Source organism: Idiomarina sp. OXR-189, assembly GCF_034373425.1.
Lineage (GTDB): Bacteria > Pseudomonadota > Gammaproteobacteria > Enterobacterales > Alteromonadaceae > Idiomarina > Idiomarina zobellii.
The window spans coordinates 1,543,057-1,560,769 of record NZ_CP139706.1; the positions used below are offsets into that span (position 1 = coordinate 1,543,057).

22 protein-coding genes and 1 pseudogene are annotated in these 17,713 nt (G+C 47.8%); 4 read left to right on the top strand and 19 right to left on the bottom strand.

Going from position 1 to position 17,713, the window contains the following annotated elements:
- Position 1 precedes the first annotated feature (1 nt).
- Positions 2–1,039, top strand: a complete 1,038-nt coding sequence (locus UM402_RS07645) for a saccharopine dehydrogenase family protein (RefSeq protein WP_058578987.1) — start codon at positions 2–4, stop codon at positions 1,037–1,039.
- On the opposite strand, the gene glnS is transcribed toward UM402_RS07645, so the two are convergent.
- Genes glnS through UM402_RS07675 form a run of 6 tightly spaced genes read right to left on the bottom strand, consistent with a single transcriptional unit; the run spans position 1,026 to position 5,887 of the window.
- Positions 1,026–2,711, bottom strand: a complete 1,686-nt coding sequence (gene glnS / locus UM402_RS07650) for a glutamine--tRNA ligase (RefSeq protein WP_058578986.1) — start codon at positions 2,709–2,711, stop codon at positions 1,026–1,028. The two genes, UM402_RS07645 and glnS, sit on opposite strands and share 14 nt — an antisense overlap.
- A 48-nt stretch (positions 2,712–2,759) precedes the next feature.
- Positions 2,760–3,713 (bottom strand): biotin-dependent carboxyltransferase family protein, encoded by a 954-nt coding sequence (locus UM402_RS07655; RefSeq protein ID WP_058578985.1) that lies wholly within the window; start codon positions 3,711–3,713, stop codon positions 2,760–2,762.
- Positions 3,710–4,438, bottom strand: a complete 729-nt coding sequence (gene pxpB, locus UM402_RS07660) for a 5-oxoprolinase subunit PxpB (RefSeq protein WP_058578984.1) — start codon at positions 4,436–4,438, stop codon at positions 3,710–3,712. The genes UM402_RS07655 and pxpB overlap by 4 nt, the downstream gene beginning before the upstream one ends.
- Complete coding sequence (locus tag UM402_RS07665) at positions 4,431–5,186, bottom strand: 5-oxoprolinase subunit PxpA (protein WP_058578983.1); 756 nt, start codon at positions 5,184–5,186, stop codon at positions 4,431–4,433. Before UM402_RS07665 ends, pxpB begins: the two co-directional genes overlap by 8 nt.
- The gene (locus UM402_RS07670) at positions 5,187–5,594 is read right to left on the bottom strand and encodes a hypothetical protein (protein WP_053952355.1); all 408 of its coding nucleotides are present in this window, start codon (positions 5,592–5,594) and stop codon (positions 5,187–5,189) included.
- Positions 5,595–5,623: 29 nt separating this feature from the next.
- Positions 5,624–5,887: a hypothetical protein gene (locus UM402_RS07675; RefSeq protein WP_058578982.1), complete on the bottom strand. Its 264-nt coding sequence runs from the start codon at positions 5,885–5,887 to the stop codon at positions 5,624–5,626.
- Positions 5,888–5,989: 102 nt separating this feature from the next.
- On the opposite strand from UM402_RS07675, the gene UM402_RS07680 reads away from it, so the two are divergent.
- The gene (locus tag UM402_RS07680) at positions 5,990–6,442 is read left to right on the top strand and encodes a hypothetical protein (RefSeq protein ID WP_058578981.1); all 453 of its coding nucleotides are present in this window, start codon (positions 5,990–5,992) and stop codon (positions 6,440–6,442) included.
- 2 nt (positions 6,443–6,444) lie between these two features.
- Here the strand turns inward: UM402_RS07680 and UM402_RS07685 are convergent, their stop codons facing one another.
- The 6 genes from UM402_RS07685 to UM402_RS07710 form a co-directional block, all read right to left on the bottom strand.
- On the bottom strand, positions 6,445–7,215 hold the full coding sequence (locus tag UM402_RS07685; protein WP_058578980.1) for an SDR family oxidoreductase: 771 nt from the start codon (positions 7,213–7,215) through the stop codon (positions 6,445–6,447).
- 29 nt (positions 7,216–7,244) lie between these two features.
- Positions 7,245–8,327 carry a phosphotransferase family protein gene (locus UM402_RS07690; RefSeq protein ID WP_322295275.1) on the bottom strand — a complete coding sequence of 361 codons (1,083 nt, stop codon included), beginning with the start codon at positions 8,325–8,327 and terminating at the stop codon, positions 7,245–7,247.
- A complete protein-coding gene (locus UM402_RS07695) occupies positions 8,320–9,567 on the bottom strand; it encodes an acyl-CoA dehydrogenase family protein (protein WP_058578978.1) in 1,248 nt (415 codons plus the stop codon). Before UM402_RS07695 ends, UM402_RS07690 begins: the two co-directional genes overlap by 8 nt.
- 81 nt (positions 9,568–9,648) lie before the next feature.
- Positions 9,649–10,914 carry an McrC family protein gene (locus UM402_RS07700; protein ID WP_058578977.1) on the bottom strand — a complete coding sequence of 422 codons (1,266 nt, stop codon included), beginning with the start codon at positions 10,912–10,914 and terminating at the stop codon, positions 9,649–9,651.
- Complete coding sequence (locus UM402_RS07705) at positions 10,914–12,950, bottom strand: McrB family protein (protein WP_058578976.1); 2,037 nt, start codon at positions 12,948–12,950, stop codon at positions 10,914–10,916. The genes UM402_RS07700 and UM402_RS07705 overlap by 1 nt, the downstream gene beginning before the upstream one ends.
- The gene (locus UM402_RS07710) at positions 12,940–13,494 is read right to left on the bottom strand and encodes a hypothetical protein (RefSeq protein WP_058578975.1); all 555 of its coding nucleotides are present in this window, start codon (positions 13,492–13,494) and stop codon (positions 12,940–12,942) included. The genes UM402_RS07705 and UM402_RS07710 overlap by 11 nt, the downstream gene beginning before the upstream one ends.
- A 202-nt stretch (positions 13,495–13,696) precedes the next feature.
- On the opposite strand from UM402_RS07710, the gene UM402_RS07715 reads away from it, so the two are divergent.
- Both UM402_RS07715 and UM402_RS07720 read left to right on the top strand, forming a co-directional pair.
- Complete coding sequence (locus tag UM402_RS07715) at positions 13,697–13,936, top strand: type II toxin-antitoxin system ParD family antitoxin (protein WP_058578974.1); 240 nt, start codon at positions 13,697–13,699, stop codon at positions 13,934–13,936.
- Positions 13,936–14,235 carry a type II toxin-antitoxin system RelE/ParE family toxin gene (locus UM402_RS07720; protein WP_058578973.1) on the top strand — a complete coding sequence of 100 codons (300 nt, stop codon included), beginning with the start codon at positions 13,936–13,938 and terminating at the stop codon, positions 14,233–14,235. Before UM402_RS07715 ends, UM402_RS07720 begins: the two co-directional genes overlap by 1 nt.
- A 30-nt stretch (positions 14,236–14,265) precedes the next feature.
- Here UM402_RS07720 and UM402_RS07725 read toward each other — a convergent pair whose 3' ends face one another.
- The 7 genes and pseudogenes from UM402_RS07725 to UM402_RS07755 form a co-directional block, all read right to left on the bottom strand.
- Positions 14,266–14,709: a CopD family protein gene (locus tag UM402_RS07725; protein ID WP_058578972.1), complete on the bottom strand. Its 444-nt coding sequence runs from the start codon at positions 14,707–14,709 to the stop codon at positions 14,266–14,268.
- A 13-nt stretch (positions 14,710–14,722) separates the two neighbouring features.
- Entirely contained in the window at positions 14,723–14,935 is a 213-nt protein-coding gene (locus tag UM402_RS07730) for a GNAT family N-acetyltransferase (protein ID WP_273267998.1), read from the bottom strand.
- Positions 14,892–15,290, bottom strand: a pseudogene (locus UM402_RS07735) (GNAT family N-acetyltransferase); the annotation flags it as partial. The gene UM402_RS07730 and the pseudogene UM402_RS07735, both read right to left, overlap by 44 nt.
- Positions 15,253–15,522: a hypothetical protein gene (locus tag UM402_RS07740; protein WP_273267997.1), complete on the bottom strand. Its 270-nt coding sequence runs from the start codon at positions 15,520–15,522 to the stop codon at positions 15,253–15,255. The gene UM402_RS07740 and the pseudogene UM402_RS07735, both read right to left, overlap by 38 nt.
- Positions 15,523–15,591: 69 nt before the next feature.
- Entirely contained in the window at positions 15,592–16,065 is a 474-nt protein-coding gene (locus UM402_RS07745; RefSeq protein ID WP_058578971.1) for a hypothetical protein, read from the bottom strand.
- A gap of 80 nt (positions 16,066–16,145) precedes the next feature.
- Positions 16,146–16,529 carry a DUF6173 family protein gene (locus UM402_RS07750; RefSeq protein ID WP_273267994.1) on the bottom strand — a complete coding sequence of 128 codons (384 nt, stop codon included), beginning with the start codon at positions 16,527–16,529 and terminating at the stop codon, positions 16,146–16,148.
- Between the two features lie 92 nt (positions 16,530–16,621).
- Complete coding sequence (locus UM402_RS07755) at positions 16,622–17,365, bottom strand: hypothetical protein (protein ID WP_322295276.1); 744 nt, start codon at positions 17,363–17,365, stop codon at positions 16,622–16,624.
- Positions 17,366–17,713: the final 348 nt, after the last annotated feature.

Sequence of the window (17,713 nt, forward strand, 5' to 3'; positions counted from 1 at the left end):
TATGGCATTGCGATGGCTCATTTATGGTGCCTACGGGTATTCAGGGAAGCTTATCGCACATCAAGCCAAACGCCGAGGTTACCACCCTATTCTCGCCGGTCGTAATGAAGCGTCACTGGAGCCAGTGGCGCGTCATCTCGAATTTGCATACCGCAGTTTCCCGCTAGACAATATCGACACTCTTAAAAGCCAACTGAGCGATGTCGATTTAGTTCTGAATTGCGCCGGGCCGTTTAGCAAAACAGCCGCCCCTCTTATTCAAGCTTGTATCGATACCAAAACACATTACCTGGATATTACCGGGGAAATTGATGTGTTCGAATACGCCCACTCCAAACATCAGGCAGCCAAAGACGCCGGTATTGTACTATGTCCTGGTGTTGGCTTTGACGTTATTCCAACCGACTGTGTGGCGGCGCGTTTAAACGCACAAATGCCCGAAGCAACGCGCTTAAAACTCGGCTTTGATTCCGGCTCGCGCATGAGTCGCGGTACCGCTAAAACCAGTATTGAACGCTTAGGCCGCGGTGGCGCTGCGCGGGTAAATGGACAAATCGTCGATGTACCGCACGCCTGGCATTCGCAATGGATAGACTTTGGTAACGGTAAAAAATGCGCCATGACCATTCCGTGGGGCGACGTTTCAACCGCTTACTACACCACTGATATTCCCAACATTGAGGTGTACATTCCAGCCAGTCCGCGTTTGGTCAAGAAAATGCGCCGCATGAACTGGTTCCGCTTTGTCTTTAACTGGAAGTGGGTACAGCGCAAACTGAAGCAAAAGCTCGAGTCTCAGCCAGCCGGCCCAGAAGAGAAAGAACGAAAAGACAACCCGACCTATGTTTGGGGCGAAATTTCTGATGGTCGCGGCAACACAAAAGAGTTGCGCGTAAAAGTGAAAAACGGTTACTCGTTAACAGCCGAGGGTGCTGTTGAGTTGGCCGTACATACCTTAAGCCAGAAACACACAGGGGGCTTTTACACCCCCTCTCGTTTATACGGCGCTAAGCTACTGGACCAATTTACGATTCAGTAGCCTGTTGCTGCTCTATTTTCGCCCAGCTGTCGCGTAGGCCGACCGTTTGGTTGAAAATAAGACGCCCTTCTTTCTCGGCATCCGTATCTAAGCAGTAGTAACCCAAGCGTTCAAACTGGAAGTTTTCACCTAACTTCGCGTTCGCCAGGTTCGCTTCCACAAAGCCTTTCTTAATGACCAAAGACTCTGGGTTTAGCGTTGAGAATAAATCTTCCTCGGCGGCCGGGTTTGGTACCTGGAATAAGCGATCGTACACACGGAACTCCGCGTCTTTCGCCGTTTCTGCCGATACCCAATGAATGACACCTTTGACCTTACGGCCGTCCGCCGGGTCTTTGCCCAAAGTGTCTGCGTCGTAGTGACAGTAAATAGTCGTGATGTTGCCGTCAGCGTCCTTCTCGACTCTGTCGGCACGAATAACGTACGCATTTCTTAAGCGCACCTCTTTATCCAGCACCAAGCGCTTGAACTTCTTATTCGCTGACTCACGGAAGTCTTCACGCTCTATCCACAGTTCGCGACTGAAGGTAACATCACGTTCGCCCATTTCCGGCTTATTCGGATGATTCGGCGCATTTAACGACTCGGTTTGGCCTTCCGGATAGTTTTCAATAACCACTTTAACCGGATCCATCACAGCCATTGTACGCGGCGCATTTTCGTTTAAATCGTCACGGATACAGGCTTCGAGCATGCTCATTTCAACCTGGTTATCCATTTTCGTCACGCCAATACGACGGCAGAATTCACGAATAGACTCCGGTGTATAACCGCGGCGGCGCAAACCGGCAATACTGGCAACACGGGGGTCATCCCATCCGGTTACTTTGCCTTCTTCTACCAGCGTATTAATAATGCGCTTACTCATGACCGTGTACTGCAGGTTTAAGCGTGAAAACTCAATTTGCTGCGGGTGGCAGTCAATGCTGATGTTGTCCAGTACCCAGTCGTACAGACGACGGTTGTCCTGGAACTCCAACGTACATAAAGAATGCGTAATGCCTTCCAGCGCATCGGAAATGCAGTGGGTAAAGTCGTACATTGGGTAGACACACCACTTGTCACCGGTTTGATGATGATGCGCAAAACGCACACGGTAAATAACCGGGTCACGCATACACATAAACGGCGAGCTCATATCGATTTTGGCTCGCAGCGCTGCTTTGCCTTCTTCGTACTTACCGGCTGTCATGTCAGCAAAGTGTTTCAGGTTCTCTTCAACCGAGGTGTCACGATAAGGACTGTTTTTACCCGGCTCTTTTAAAGTGCCGCGCATTTCGCGCATTTCTTCCTGCGACGAAAAGTCGACATAGGCCAAGCCTTTCTCGATAAGCTCTACCGCATAGGCGTGCAGCTGATCGAAGTAATTTGACGAATAACGTGGCTCGCCTTCCCATTGATACCCCAGCCACTCAACGTCCTGCTTAATCGAATTAACGTAGTCGACCTTTTCTTTCAAAGGGTTGGTGTCGTCAAAACGTAAATTGCACGTACCTTTGTAGTCTTCCGCAATGCCAAAGTTCAACACGATTGATTTGGCATGACCAATATGCAGAAAGCCATTCGGCTCCGGCGGGAAACGGGTGTGCACTGTTGAGTGTTTACCACTGGCCAAATCTTTATCGATGATTTGGCGAATAAAGTTACTGGGACGAGAATCGGTATCAGCCATTAAATTGTTGTCTCCGCTACAGAATGAACACGGGAAATTAGAAAGGCGCTATGATCGCAGGTTATCGCCGCCCTGACAAGGCAGACGCACATTAAAAAACTGATAAAAGCGGCGCAACTGCTGTTGTGCAACCGACGCTTCAACACGGCTGAAACGCACTTTTTGGCCTGGCTGTAATTGCGCCAGCTTGCCCAGGTCGACCGGGTTAATAACCCCCAGTTTCGGGTATCCGCCCAGCGTTTGTCGGTCGTGCATCATAATAATAGGCTGTCCATCTGAAGGCACCTGAACCGAACCAATGTTAATGCCTTCGGAAACCAAACCTTGTTTCGGCGTTTCCAGCGCTTCGCCGGCTAAACGAATACCCATGCGGTTACTGTCTTTACTGACTTCAAAATCTTCGTAGCAAAAGGCTTCACGCGCCGACATTGGGAAGTCGTCATACTGATACCCCGGGATAAGCCCCAGCACGGGAGCCTTCGTGTAGTCGCTGCGATACGCCCAACTCACGCGCCTGGACGGTTGCGGTGTGTCACAGTGAAAATGCAGAGTATCACCGCTTTGCAACGGAGAGCCGTCACCCGACAAGCCACCGACACTATCGCGTTCAACCGTGGCGCAACTGTGCCATTTTGGCTCTACCTGAAAACCACCCTGCACCGCCAAATATAAGCGTAAGCCTGCTCTAGCATAGCCAACTTTCAAGCGTTGCCCAGCTTTTACTTCAAAGTTTTGCCACAAAGTTAACGGCTCATCGTCCAGATGCGCCTCAGCGTCAGCACCAGTCAGTGCAAAACAGCCACCTTGCTGAAACTCAACTTCCAAACCGCCCAGAGTAATTTCGAGCTGGGCTGCGTTAAAGTTGTTGCCAAGCAACCGATTTGCCCATAAAAATGCGTGTTCGTCCACCGGACCGCCGCGAGTTAAACCTTTGGACAAATAACCGAAACGGCCAAAATCCTGAACCGTCGTTCTCATGCCTGCATCAAGAATTTTTATCATGACAACGACTCCAGCGAGCCACCGGCTTGCTCAAATTCATCTTTCGAGACCGCTTTAAACTGCACTCGATCGCCTACTTTCATTGGGCTAATGCTGTCTGCCTGCGGGTCATAGAGAGTTTCTGCCGTGCGGCCAATAATGTTCCACCCCCCTGGCGAGGCCGACGGATACACCGCCGTTTGTGCCTCTGCTATGGCCACACTGCCCGCTGGTATTTTAGTTCTTGGGTTATCTAAGCGCGGCAAGCGCAGCTTCTCTGGCAACTCACCTAAATATGCGAACCCCGGCGCAAAGCCCATAGCGTACACTCGATACTCTTGCTCGGTGTGCATTTTAATAATGTCATCAATCGACAAGGAGGTTTGATCTGCCGCACGCTCTAAATCTGGCCCGACGCTGGGGTCGTAGTAAACGTCAATGGTATGCAAGGCGCTCTGCTTGGAAGCACCGCTTGCATCACCGTCTTGCTGCAATTCATCAATAAGCTTACGCACACATTCACGCAGCTCGTCCTCAGAAAGCGACAGCACGTTGTAGTAGATCATCAGAGAATTGTATGAAGGCACCAAATCATAGAGGTTGTTACCTAATGCGCTGCTAACACGGTTAGTTAGTGCCATGATTCGATCGTTCACCTCGGGGTCAATACCTTCGCCCAGATACACCAAAATGGCGTCAGCACCGGCGGTGACTATTTTAGGAAAAGCACTCTCTGCGTTACTCATCACTTCCTTTTACTATTTCTCTCAACTGTTTGACGGTGTCTATGGCCCGGGGGTTGTCGCCATGCACACATAACGAATCAATTTGAATACTCAGTGGCGTACCATTAACGCTGGTAATAGGCTTTCCTTCGGTAAAGGCCTGTGCCTGCTCCAGCATAGCTTCGGTTTCGCTGTGTACCGCATCGTCGTGCTTACGCGAGCGAAGCTTACCGTTGTCGTCATAGGCGCGGTCAGCAAAGCCCTCAAACCATAAGGTTACACCAAATTGTGCGGCACGTTCTTTCCATGCGTGGTTCTCTGGTGTTGCCATAATCATAAGCGGCAACTCGTCGTTACCCTGCAAAGCCGCAATGGCCTGACATACAGCGTCGAACAGTGGTCCGTCATTCAGCATGTCATTATACAGCGCACCGTGTGGCTTTACGTATTCCACTTTAGCGTGCTCACCGGCACAAATGCCCTGCAAAGCACCCACCTGATACTGCACCATCGCCGTCACTTCTTCCGGCTTACAAACCATGTGCCGACGCCCAAAACCGACCAAATCGGGATACGCAGGGTGCGCACCAATAGTAACCCCATATTCTTTCGCCAGACGTACGGTATCCATCATAGTGAGCGGGTCAGACGCATGAAAACCACAAGCAATATTCGCACAGTCTATATGCGGCATAATGAGCTCATCGGCGCCCATTTTCCAGGCACCAAAGCTCTCACCAATATCTGCGTTAAGAGTTACCTTCTTCATTTACGACTTTTTCTCTGACTCTGAGCTTCGTGCTTCAATGTCACCTAACAGTCGCGTCAAACTGACTGCAAACAAATACAAGCCAATACCTATAGCGCCCAGCTGAAGCGGCGGTAACGCCAGTACAAACAGCTGATGCTTCACATAAACAGCCACACCACCAATAATACCCATAGTCGTTATGGCACTGGCAATTAACACAACCGGCGGTAACCACGACAGCAACCAACGAAATTTCAGCAACGCGCAAACACCGCCGAGTACCACCCCCCAGGCAATTGGCATACCCAGCTGATACCAGCCCAGGTTGTAGTCCGCTATAACGCTAATCAGCTGCTCTTGAGTGGCTGAGTAGAAAAACAGCCCTACTGCACCGGCTAAAATGACAATCCGCTTTTTTAAATCCATGAATAATTCCCGATGTCCTAATTAGGCTCTTAAACGAAGAGGCTGATAATAAAAATAATAATCGCGATAATGGGTATCCACAAAATAGGCGACTGATACCATTTTAACGGTGCTGTCTGCCCTTTTGAGTCGAGCGAGCTCAGCGTTGGCTGGCGATACAGCCAAATAATACCTACCAACATCAATGCCGCACCGGCCAGGCGAACATTGGTGTCGTTGTCACTAACAACACCCAAAACCGCCATTAACAGCCCGGCTATTAGTATTAAAAGAGCAAGTACTCTTTGCCACATACATCCCCCACGTTTTGTTCTTATAGTTGTTCTTGTTGTTAATCGCTTTATACTAATCGTTTTACTGTACTGACTCTATACTGTATCAGCTTCTGAGGCCATATGTTAAAACGAATTCTACTAGCACTTGCCGCCATTATTATTACCGTTGGGGTTATTCTTGGCAGCGCGGTTATTTACCAAAAGACCACCATGCAGCCCGACTTACCCACCGACGAAGACTGCAATATTCAGCAACTGGTGAATAATGGCGACGGCTCTTTAGAAGCACATGCCTACTGGTGTGAGCGCGGTAGCGACAAGCAGTGGCAAGGACATGAAGTGTGGCTTTATGAGCCCCGTGTTGAAAAGTGGCAGCGTATACTGACAACCGAGCACGACGGCTGCATGAAATTAACGCTGAGCGAGCAGCAATTGGACATTAACCACGACGGTGATCGCGGCAATATGAACTTGGTGGAACCGGTATTTTTATATAACGACGCCAACGGAGTGAGTCAGTCACTATCGGTACAAGTGTCTACCGCCGGCGACGCCGCTTGTTCTGGCAAGTAAAGCTAGGCGAGCTTTAACACCCATTTCAGTGGCAGGCGTTTCATTAGGAACGCCATTAACGCCCAGGGCCAGTAAGGAACATAGGCTTTTACTGGCTCTTTATTAATGGCCTTCGCCAGTAATCGGCAACCTGTCTCGGTATCCACCATAAAAGGCGTATTTTTCACTTTTTCATTAATTTCAGAGCGAATGTAACCCGGATAAATGGTCGACACTTTAATTGGGCTGTTGCTGCCGTAGGTTTTCATTAAGTCCGCACGAATACCCTCGGTTAACGACGCCAAACCAGCTTTGGTTGCCGCATACACCGTCATCGCCCGTGGCATGCCACGGAAGGCACTCATGGACGAAATAGTCACCAAATGCCCACCCTTTTGCTCGCGCAGAATTTCCATAGCGGCTTCGCATTGCGCCAGCGCCGCTACGAAGTTTGTTTCTGCCGTGGCTTTATTAGCCTCAAAATAACCCGTACCTAACGCCGCGCCTTTGCCCATGCCGGCATTGATAACAAAGCGATCAATGTGTCCCTGCTCTTGCTTAAATTCCTGAAAGACGCGGAATACGTCGTCATGAGCGTTTACATCCAGCGTTTTAATGCTGACAGTTATACCGGAATGCTTTTCTTCCAGTTCGTTTTTTAGCGCCTCTAAGCGATCTAAACGGCGGGCGCACAGGCATAAGTTTTTGCCCTCTGCAGCAAATTCGCGCGCCATGCCCTGTCCTAAGCCAGAACTGGCACCGGTAATTAAAATAGTCTTCCGTTCTTGCGGCATTGTTGAGCTCTCTTTTTTATTATAATTCGTTAAGCTTTAGCGATACGGCGACGGCAGCGCCACAGCAAATAATTCACCAGGAACCAGAAGTTCTTAAAAGCTTTGTTATTGGTTTGCTTATGGTGGTACCGATAGTAAATTTGCTGCGCAATAACCGCCAAGCGAAACAAGCCAAACACCTCATAAAAGGCAAAGTCTTCCACCTTGGTGCCAGTGCGTTCGCAGTAGTAATCGATAATTTCTTTGCGCGTTAGCATGCCCGGATAGTCGCTGGGTTGGCGTTTGGTTGCGCGCGCCACTTTGTCATCGCCCGCTTCTATCCAGTACGCCAGTGAATTACCTAAGTCCATTAACGGGTTGCCTAAGGTCGCCAGCTCCCAGTCCAGAATACCGATAATGTCAGTTGGATCTTCCGGGTTAAGAATCAGGTTATCTAACCGAAAGTCGTTGTGAACCAGGCATATTCTTTCGTCCTGCGGCTGGTTCTCTTTAAGCCAGCGCATAACCGACTTAGCACCAAACACATTCCAGGTTTTCGCCTTTTCATAACGACTGCACCAGCCGTTAACCTGACGCTCGGTATAACCCTTGCCTTTGGCTATTTTACGCAACCTTGTGCTGTCTAAGTCGACATTATGCAGTTCAATAAGCTTATCGAGTGCGTTCGTACAAAGCTGACGAGCCTGCCCGGCGCTCAAGTCCAGTCCTTTAGGAAAACGGCGGCGAGGAATAATGCCGGTAACGTGCTCCATAACGTAAAACTCAGCCCCAATAACCGACTCGTCCTTACAGTGCGCAAGCATACGAGGCACATGAGGAAACGCCGGACGTAAACGCTTTTGTAAGCGGTATTCACGCCCCATGTCGTGGGCTGACTTGGCTTTGATACCCTCCGGTGGGCGGCGTAACACTAACGCTAAACCGTCATAGTCTAAGCGGTACGTCCAATTCGACACACCACCGGTGTACTGCGTAATTCTAAGCTCACCTCGGTTTTCCGGTAGCTCACTTCCTATGTTCTCAGTCAGCCAGTTGTCCAGTGCTTCAACCGGCAACGCTTCCTCTTCGCGAACCTCGCTCGCTTGATCCGTTATTGTTGACGCGTCAGTCATTAATACGCCCTTTCCACTGTTTTTCTCTTTGTTTCAATTCTGTTTTTGCAATGGTCGCACGGTGAACCGCATCGGGTCCATCGGCAATACGTAATGAACGAGCCACAGTCAGTAAGCCCGGTAATGGTGTGTCGTGACACATAGAAGCGCCACCAAACAGCTGCATGGTTTCATCCACCACTTTTTGCAGCACATTCGGTGCCACCAGCTTAATGGCCGATATTTCTTTAATGGCCTTCATGGCACCAATGTTGTCAATTTGCCAGGCCGCGTGCAGAGTCAGTAAACGCGCTTGATCAATAGCAACACGCAAGTCTGCCAGACGCTCACTGTTGCCGCCCAGCTTCAATAACGGTTCGCCAAAGGCAATGCGTGACGTACCGCGCTCAATGAACAGCTCCAGCGCCCGCTCTGCCGCGCCAATAGCGCGCATACAATGGTGAATACGCCCCGGGCCCAAACGCCCCTGCGCAATTTTAAAACCCGCACCAGGGCCAACAATAATGTTCTCTTTGGGAACGCGCACGTTGTCGAACACAACCTCACCATGACCATAAGGCGCGTCGTACTCGCCTAACGCCGGCAGCATGCGCTCTATATTAACGCCCGGAGTGTTTAGAGGCACCAGCACCATAGAATGACGGTGATGCTTTTCGGCGTCTTCGTCGGTCAACCCCATAACAATGGCAATTTCAGCGTCAGGATGCCCTAACCCCGTACTCCACCACTTGCGGCCGTTAATAACCCAGTCAGATCCGTCGGCAACAATGGTGGTTTGCATATTGGTGGCGTCAGAGGACGCGACATCGGGTTCGGTCATACAAAACACTGAGCGAATATCGCCGTTTAAAAGCGGCGTTAACCACTGCTCTTGCTGCGGGTCATCGCCAAAGTGATACAGCACTTCCATATTGCCGGTGTCGGGCGCGTTACAGTTGAACACCTCAGGCGCTAACAGGCTACGGCCCATACGCTCGGCTAACGGCGCGTATTCCAAGGTTGTTAAGCCTGCACCCAGTTCGTCGTCCGGCAAAAACAGGTTCCAAAGCCCCTGCTCTTTCGCTAACTGTTTAAGCTCCGCCACCCGCGGCGGCACCTGCCACTCGCGCCAGTTCGGCGTGCTGTTCAGCCGATAATTCTCTTTTTGATAGTGGTCTTCATACGGCTCAATATACTCGCGCATAAAGGCGTCAAGCCGCGCCAAGTAGTCCTTTGTTTTCGAACTGTAGGAAAAGTCCATAATGCCCGCTCCCAACGAATCGTTAACAGCATTGTAGACTTGAAAGTGTTAGTGGTACAACCAGAGTTGGGGTTAATACGTTCAGCGTGCACAAAGGTTTAAACTCTCATTCTCTTCCATCAAGTCAAACGCCAATACGCTTACATTTAAATCTTGATCAAATTTAAATGTTTCCGTCGTTGCTTCTCGAGGGAACTTTGACCAAGCAGGATAAATAAGTGCCAAGTTGCCTTTTAACTCTAGATACTTGTAACTGTAGGCGAGCATCTGATAAAAGTCCCGTTCACTAAGCCCGTAAGTTGCCCCACCATTGTATACATCGAGCAGCTTCCACTTGGTATCCATGATCCAGCGCTTATCACCAATAACTACTTCAATATCCGGACGTAACTTGAATACACCTTTACCTCTATGCTCGCAAAGGTACTCGGTAGCAAGCTGGGTTCTGACAGTGCCCTTGCGGCCGATGGCTCGTCGAAGCTGTTCAGCAACATAATTCTCAAACAGCTTTTCCATTGGGAAAAGCATGCTTATGCCGCGCCAGCCACCAGAAACAGAAAGTGGCACATGTTGGTTGAGGATAAACTCACACCAAGGCTTAATCGGGCGGTAATGCGTCAGCAAGCGGTCTGTTGACCATGCTTTGAAGTCTGCCTTAGGATCAGACGATTCGGGCAACTGTAAGAGCTGTGAGAGCATCTCGTGAGCTAACCGCCAGTTGTCGTTGTCCTGAGTGGCTGAGCACACAGCAACAAGTGCAGATTTGATAAGACGGTTCTCTGGTCTATCCGGTAAAAACAAGTCATGGCGAATGTTGAATACATGGGCTTTTCCGGGTGGCTGGCGCAGTTGTTTTGCGATATCCAGTTGGCCGCGTAAGAACCGTGCTTCTTCCTCTCGAACTTGGTAATCGAACTGCAGTCCTCGCTTTAGCAAAACTTCCAGCTCATTCAAAAAACAAGTAATAAGCCACTCGCGAATCGGCATTTCAAATCGCTCAACATCAGCAAAGTCGGCCTCGCGAACTGAAAGCTGCATCGAGGCCTTTATCAGTCGTTTAAGCAAAGCGCGAGCCTCGGGCGCGGAAATTTGTTCTGTTGTGTGCTTCGGTAGCACCTCAATCACCGTTCCACAAGGTGACTCAAGCACGCCAACGTAATTATCCAAACGAAGAAGCTTCTGACTATCAAGTTCAAATAACGGGAGGCCATTGCGTCGAAACTGCTGCCCAAGTTCAACGAGCCAGCGAAATGCCGACTCGCTAATATGTGCGCGATCAAGAGTGTTCGCCGCTATCGGTGCTGTGGTCAAATAGGCGTATTCGCGAACGACAACCGTTGACGTCATTACTCAGCACTACCTACTTCATAAATCTGTTTGTAAGATGTCGCCTGCTCAAAAGCAGATTCATTCAATCGCCACCGGTCACGGGAGTTTAGCTGCACATCGCCGGGGAACAGTTCATCAAAATTAACTGCATCATCTTTTACAATAAATGCATGTGCTGAGGCTTTACTTTGGTCATTCAGTACCCAACGAATGCGCTGCCAATCTTCAAAGAAGTACTCTTGAAGAAGTGGAATGATCTTCTGCTTAAAAATTTCAGCGAGGTCGCTTAAGGCAACGTCTGACTTATCTTTCAAATGAATGAAATAGGCATGGCCAATACAGTGGTCTTTATCCAGCAGTGCCGTAATTCGGCGATTGATAACGTCGAGCATCTTTTCAACATCAATGCCGTCAACGCTTACCCCGTTGAGTTCTTCAGGAAGGGGCGGCATTTCAATGAAATCGAAGCGACGACGCAAAGCCAAATCGAGCCCAGCAAGGGAACGGTCGGCAGTGTTCATTGTACCGATGATGTACAAGTTATCAGGCACGGAGAACCGGTCGCCAGTCAGTGGGAGTATGACCTCTAGCGCTTCAGTTGCGCCAGAGCGCTTAGAGGGTTCTATTAGTGTGATCAACTCACCAAAAATCCGTGAGATATTGCCGCGATTAATCTCGTCGATAATGAGCACGTAGTTCTGGCGCTCAACCTTTTTGTTGCTCAGCTTAGAACCTATCTCTTTCAATCGACGGACGAGCGATTCGTAGTATGGCTGCAAGCCACCTTTAATTTCCCGGTCGCCATTAAAGACGGCTTCTAATGTGGTTGCCGAAAGGGTATGAACCGATTGGCCATCCCTTTTATCAAACCGAATCGTGTTAGCATCAACTTCTGTAACGGTGAAGTTACTACGGCGCGTTCTGATGCTTATACCTTCATTACGGTCTTCTAATTCGGTTAAAAAAGCCTCCCAACACTCATCAAATGACGTTGCAGCATTTTTAACTTCGTCAACTTGGTATTCTTTCGCTGCTTTAACAATTTGTCGGAAGATGCCTAGCCTCTTTTCATAGACTAAGTTTCCGTTATCAGTATGTGCTGTGAGCCCCTCCACAAAGTCTTCGTAACTAAAGCTTTGGTGAAAAGTGACAAACCGGATACGCCCTTTGCGAATGAGTTCTTGGTATTTTTCTTTTAACTCATCCCGGTAGGTCCATGTAAAACTTGGCTCTGCAGCTCGCACCGCGAGCTCAATAGTTGTGAACGTTTTACCGGTGCCAGGTGGGCCGAATAGGATTTGGTTAAGCGGCTGAGATACTTTGGTGGTTCTACGGTCGGTCATTGGGGTCTCCTCAACCAAGCTATCTTCATCAAACCAATAACTCGCTAATCTATCGGATATTTTATTTGGAATACTGATGCCAGAACTTTGGGGGCTCCAGCTAAAATTAATACCGGTTTCTTGGGCAAGTTGATCCAGCTGGTTCAAGATCTGTTGACCAGCCTCAGGGGTGTTCCGCACGGCTACTGGTTTGAATTTTATATATTTTCTAGTCTTGGTTTCATCACCCCAATCTTTGTCTTCAAAAGACTCCTGAGTCACGACGCCAGCTGCAATAATTCCCCTTGGTTCAACACCTACTTGCATGAGGTAAACACGATCACCCACTTGTGGTTTGGTGCTATTGCAACTCCACTGTTGTTCGTTCCCCAGTTCAACGCCTGAATTACCGCCAACGTGATATTTTTCGGGGTTCCACGTGAGTAAATAACTGTTGCTACTGGCAAAGTATCTTTTTAATAATCGCAAAGCAGAAATGACGGTGTTGTTAGCTTGCGCTCCAAACTCTTCAAATTCATGACCCGGTTCAAACTTTTGCACGAAGTTATCGACTTCTTCGCTTTGAGAGGACCACAAATCAAAACCTGCATGGTGTGCGGCTCTATTTACAGCTGAGACATACTGGCTAACCGTATTATTTGAATATGCCTCGCCGTTGGATTTCCGCTCGTTGCGGAGAAAGGTTTTGAATCCATTTGAGCTATAAGTCATTTGATTCCCTTCCATCATGGGTTGTTACAGTCATACTTGCTGGCGCAATGAGCGACCAGTTATCTTCATATTTACCAAGTTCTTTGAGAGTGAGTATGGCTTGTTTTGAGTTGCCACCGTTAGGGCGACGGTAGTCATGGCGCTTAATAAAGGCAAGGAATCGCTCGACAGCCAGCTTCTGAATATCAGATTCACGGCAAATAAAATAGCGGGCATTCTCAATCTGACCATTGGGTAGGTTTACCATGAGCCAAAGCATATTCGGATGTTCGAGTTGTATTAGATCGCCAAAAGAATACTTGCCGGTTGAATCAATATTGGTCTCAATCCAACGGTCAATTTGCGAGTGTACGAGGGTGTTAGCAGTGCTGCACTTTACCTGAATCGGAAACGACGAAAGTGTTTTGCTATCGACCGCAGTCAAGTCAAAGCCAGGCACATTACCGGCATAAGGCGATGCATAATATCCAAGTGTACCGAGTTTGGCCGCAACTAGGTTCTCGCCGATTTGTCCTATTAATTTGTTGTGTACGCCGCTACCCATAATAGTCCCTGGTTTTTGCACTGTAGGATAAATCCATCACACCTACCATTGGCCAACGTTAAACCGCATTGTAGACAACAAAAGGTTAGTGGTACAACTGGATTTGGGCTAAAACGGTTTTGTGACTAACCTTTCAAAACCATTTGCTAAACATCCATAGAGATACCATAATTAGGTATTACTTGGTATTAAGGAGAAAGCTATGCCTAAAAATACTAGCATCACCCTTGGTGAGCATTTCGATGAGTTTATAGCTAATCAACTTAAAACTGGCCGATACGGATCCGCCAGTGAAGTCATTCGATCCGCTCTACGCTTACTCGAAACTCAGGAAACTAAAGTGAATACGCTGCGCCAACTTCTCGTTGAAGGCGAAGAAAGTGGTATGGCTGAGTATGACCTCGACTCGTTTATCGATGAACTTGATAGCGAAGAGAAATAATGAAGCCTTTTCAACTCACTAATAAAGCAAAATCTGACTTAAAAGAAATAGCTCGGTTCACCTCACGCCGTTGGGGAAATGAGCAGCGGAATGTTTACCTCAAACAATTCGATGATTCTTTTTGGTTGTTAGCTGAAGGGCCGGATATTGGCAAAGCTTGCGATGAAATCAGAGATGGGTACAGAAAATTCCCCCAAGGGAGTCACGTTATTTTTTATAAACAAGTTGGCAACCAGCAAATTGAGATCATGAGGATACTGCACAAAAGCATGGACGTTGCTCCTATTTTTGGAGCTTAATAAGATGTCTAGCCGTAACGGTTTATTAACTCAATAAAACCAACCAGTGCGGAAAGACACACCGACAACAACGAATAGGATAGAAATAACCGTGACTGACACAATGTGCCAGGCCATGAGGTTTAGGTTCGCAGGTGAAAGGTTCGGAATGACTCGAAACCTTGCGCTAATAGCAAAACCAGCTGTTAGTGCCAGCAAACCCAGCTTTGCCATTATAGGGTAAGCAACGGGGTTACTGGTATTGAACCACTGACTGACATCTGGCAGTAGCCGGTACGCCAGCATTACCCCGGTAATGATCTGAACAATGAGTGCGGGCATGCCTATTTTTTCGTACGCGGACTCAAAGTTTAAAAGTAGCTGAGGAGAGCGCTCTCTCAAGACCCTGGGTAATATAGCGAAAGCTAAAACAATGTGTCCGCCTGTCCAGATGGTTGCCGCAAGAATGTGGAGTAGTAAAAGTGAGCCATACATTGGAAGCCGCCTTTCAGCCTAGGTATTCGTATAAATTATTCTGAGAACCGTACCATTCTATTGTCTCTTTGAGTCTAAAACCAATAGTTTCCAACAGCTTATTTGATCTAACGTTGTCGGGAAGGGTGACAGCAACAACTTTGTCGAGTGAACAGGTTTTCATAACGGTTTTTAAGGTATTTTCCGCAGCCTTTCTCGCATAACCTTTGCCGCTGTATTCTGGCAAAAAAAGCGTAGCCTAAATCCGGACTTTCCAATTCGTCTCGTTTCAGTAAGCCACACATGCCAATTGGTGTGTGCGTTTCTTTTAGGCAAACCAAGTTAAGACCGAAGCCGTGTTTCTTATAGCTAGCCATAGGGCCAGTTTTAAGATAATTAATTGCATCTTCTTGCGTACGAATGTTTTTATCGCCGATGTACCGTATAAACAAGTCATCGTTGAGTAAGCGGACAATAAAAGGAGCATCGCTTAACTCAAACTGCCGGACAACTATACGTTCAGTTTCACAGACTACTTTCATGGAAGCCCTTTTATAACAATGGTTATTGGTAACCCGAAAGCATTTCCCAGTTATTCTCATCAATACTGTGATTACACCACTTATCGATTGTGGACTGAACCAGAGCCCCCTTCGTACTCGCCTTAACCTGAACAGGAAATGACTTTAATGACTCGGAATGCACGGCTGTAACATCAAACCCAGTCACATTCCCAGAGTACGGAGAAGCGTAGTAACCTAACGTACCCAGTACTGCCGAAACCAGATGTTCGCCAACCTGCCCTGTTAATTTATTTGATGTGCCTGATGCCATAATATTATTTTCTTGTTCTTAACGCGGAGCGCACCGGCGCACTTTAGTGCGTCCGAATGACGCGAATTGTTATAAATTTTCTCGGACAAACTGCTCAACACTGAGATGCCGTCCCTTGCTTTGGTAATGCCCATCTAAGGCGTAGGCCATCTTTTCTAGCGGAGCGTTGTCATACCCAAAATCTTGAATCTCTCGAATGTAGCGCTCTATGAAACCTTGAGGCGCGAGCTCTCGCCATTGCAGCACATGAACCAATTCATGGAAGTGAAGCCGAAGCTCGTTTGCAGCTTCTTTCTTTACGTAATAGGTATCGTTGTAGGTAATACCTCCAACGTCCATGTCGATGAAGTCTCCTAGACCTGCTTCCCGGAGTCCTGGAAAATCAGGCTTCGGGATTTCATCGGTAACAACGAAAAACGAGGTCTTCAGAAATTCAGGCGAGTAGAAACCGTTGAAATGTTCTTCAAGGACGGAGCAAGACCGACGCACTTTCCTATGTGAGGAATTCACCTGATGTATCCATTCCTCGATCTCTTCGATCATTACTCCTCCTATTTATAACGCCGCCAACACGCGCAGCTTTGTAGTCCGTAACGGAAAAGCTGTCGCTGCGCTTGGCTTGGTTATGCCTTTGAATCGTCATACTCATCCCAACTGGCGAAACCGATCGGCCGCTTAGGTTTCTCAATACTCTCCCGTTTGAGCGCGACTAGGAGAATACTAATTTGTGAAACGTGCTGAATTAACTCTACCGGTTCTCCGTTCTCATTCTTGCCCTGGAATGAAATTAGAGAAGGATTCCAATACCCGATATCTTCGATATGAAAGGTAACCGATTGTCCAAAGTTTACCAACCTTGCCCCGACCTCATGCTCTTCGTCGAGGTCGCGATGAAAATCATTAATCCACTCACTTAGCCGCCGATGAAACTCGTCCGCCAAGTTTTGATCTTTCGGAGGCATTAGGTGCCCCGGGTCTATTCGAGGCATAAGGTCGTCTGGGTTCATTCATCTCTCCTTAGGCATAACGCCGCCAACACGCGCAGCTTTGTAGTGGAGGCGAAGCCGCAACGAAAAAGCTGTCGCCGTGCTTGGCCTTGTTAACCTTTGATACTCATTTTTACGAGGTGCTTCATAAACGACGATGTCATCTCAAATATGAACTCAACTTCCTCCTCTACAACTGCATCATTATGTTTTACAAAAGAATTCTGATATTTCGAGTAATAGTCAACCAACACTCGAAACATGTTTGAAAATTCCTTTGATCCGCCATTGGTGCTTATGAAGCTACCAATCTGTGGAATTTGATTCTCCAACGCCTTTCCATTCTGGAAAATACTTTTCAACAGAAGCTCTAACGACAAGCGAAGATCGTCCAAAAGATTACGTTCGAAAACGTTGTTGTTGAACTTCATCAACGCTGATTCATACAGATTTAGGCTATCGCGATGATCAGAAAGCCAATGCTGGGTTTCTTGAACCAATGTTTCATTTAGTGTTTCGGAACTGGTGAAGCCGAAATCTTTTCCGTATCGAGCGATGAGCTGAATCTTAAGATTATTGACGGAGTCTGCAACTGGCTGGGGGAGTTTCGGATGCTCGCAGAGCTCTTTTATAATCCGGTACTGGTCCTTTGGGTCGAAACGACGGAGGTTTTCAAGCAAAGCAGTTCTCTTGTTTGGAGCATCAAATGGGTAAACTGCGTGAGGTATATTCACATTCAGATCGAATGCGTATCCGCAAAAAGCCTTAACAATATTGCTCCCAGACAACCCGCTATCTGTATCGCCAAGTACGTCAGCGGCATGTGTCAGAAACATTGTTGGGATTTGTTGCACCACTCTCTCCAGATAAGGTTAACATTTATATACTGCGCATGCTCATTTTGTAACGCCCAAAACAACACTCCAAACCGTCTTAAATGACTGATAAAAAGTACTATTTTTACTCTTAGGTCAAACTTACCCGAGAAAGCAGTTCGAGCATGCTCACTTTCCTTCAACCTAATGCGCAATATAACACTTTAATTTTTTGTTATATAGTTGACGATAAAAGAGTTAATTCCATAAAGCAATACTCAACTGTGCAACATCACCGAACAATGTGCGCGCACAGGAAACTGAATCAACCAGCCAATCATAATCGACTCTCGTACCAAATAACCCGCATCTAACGTACAATACCCGCCC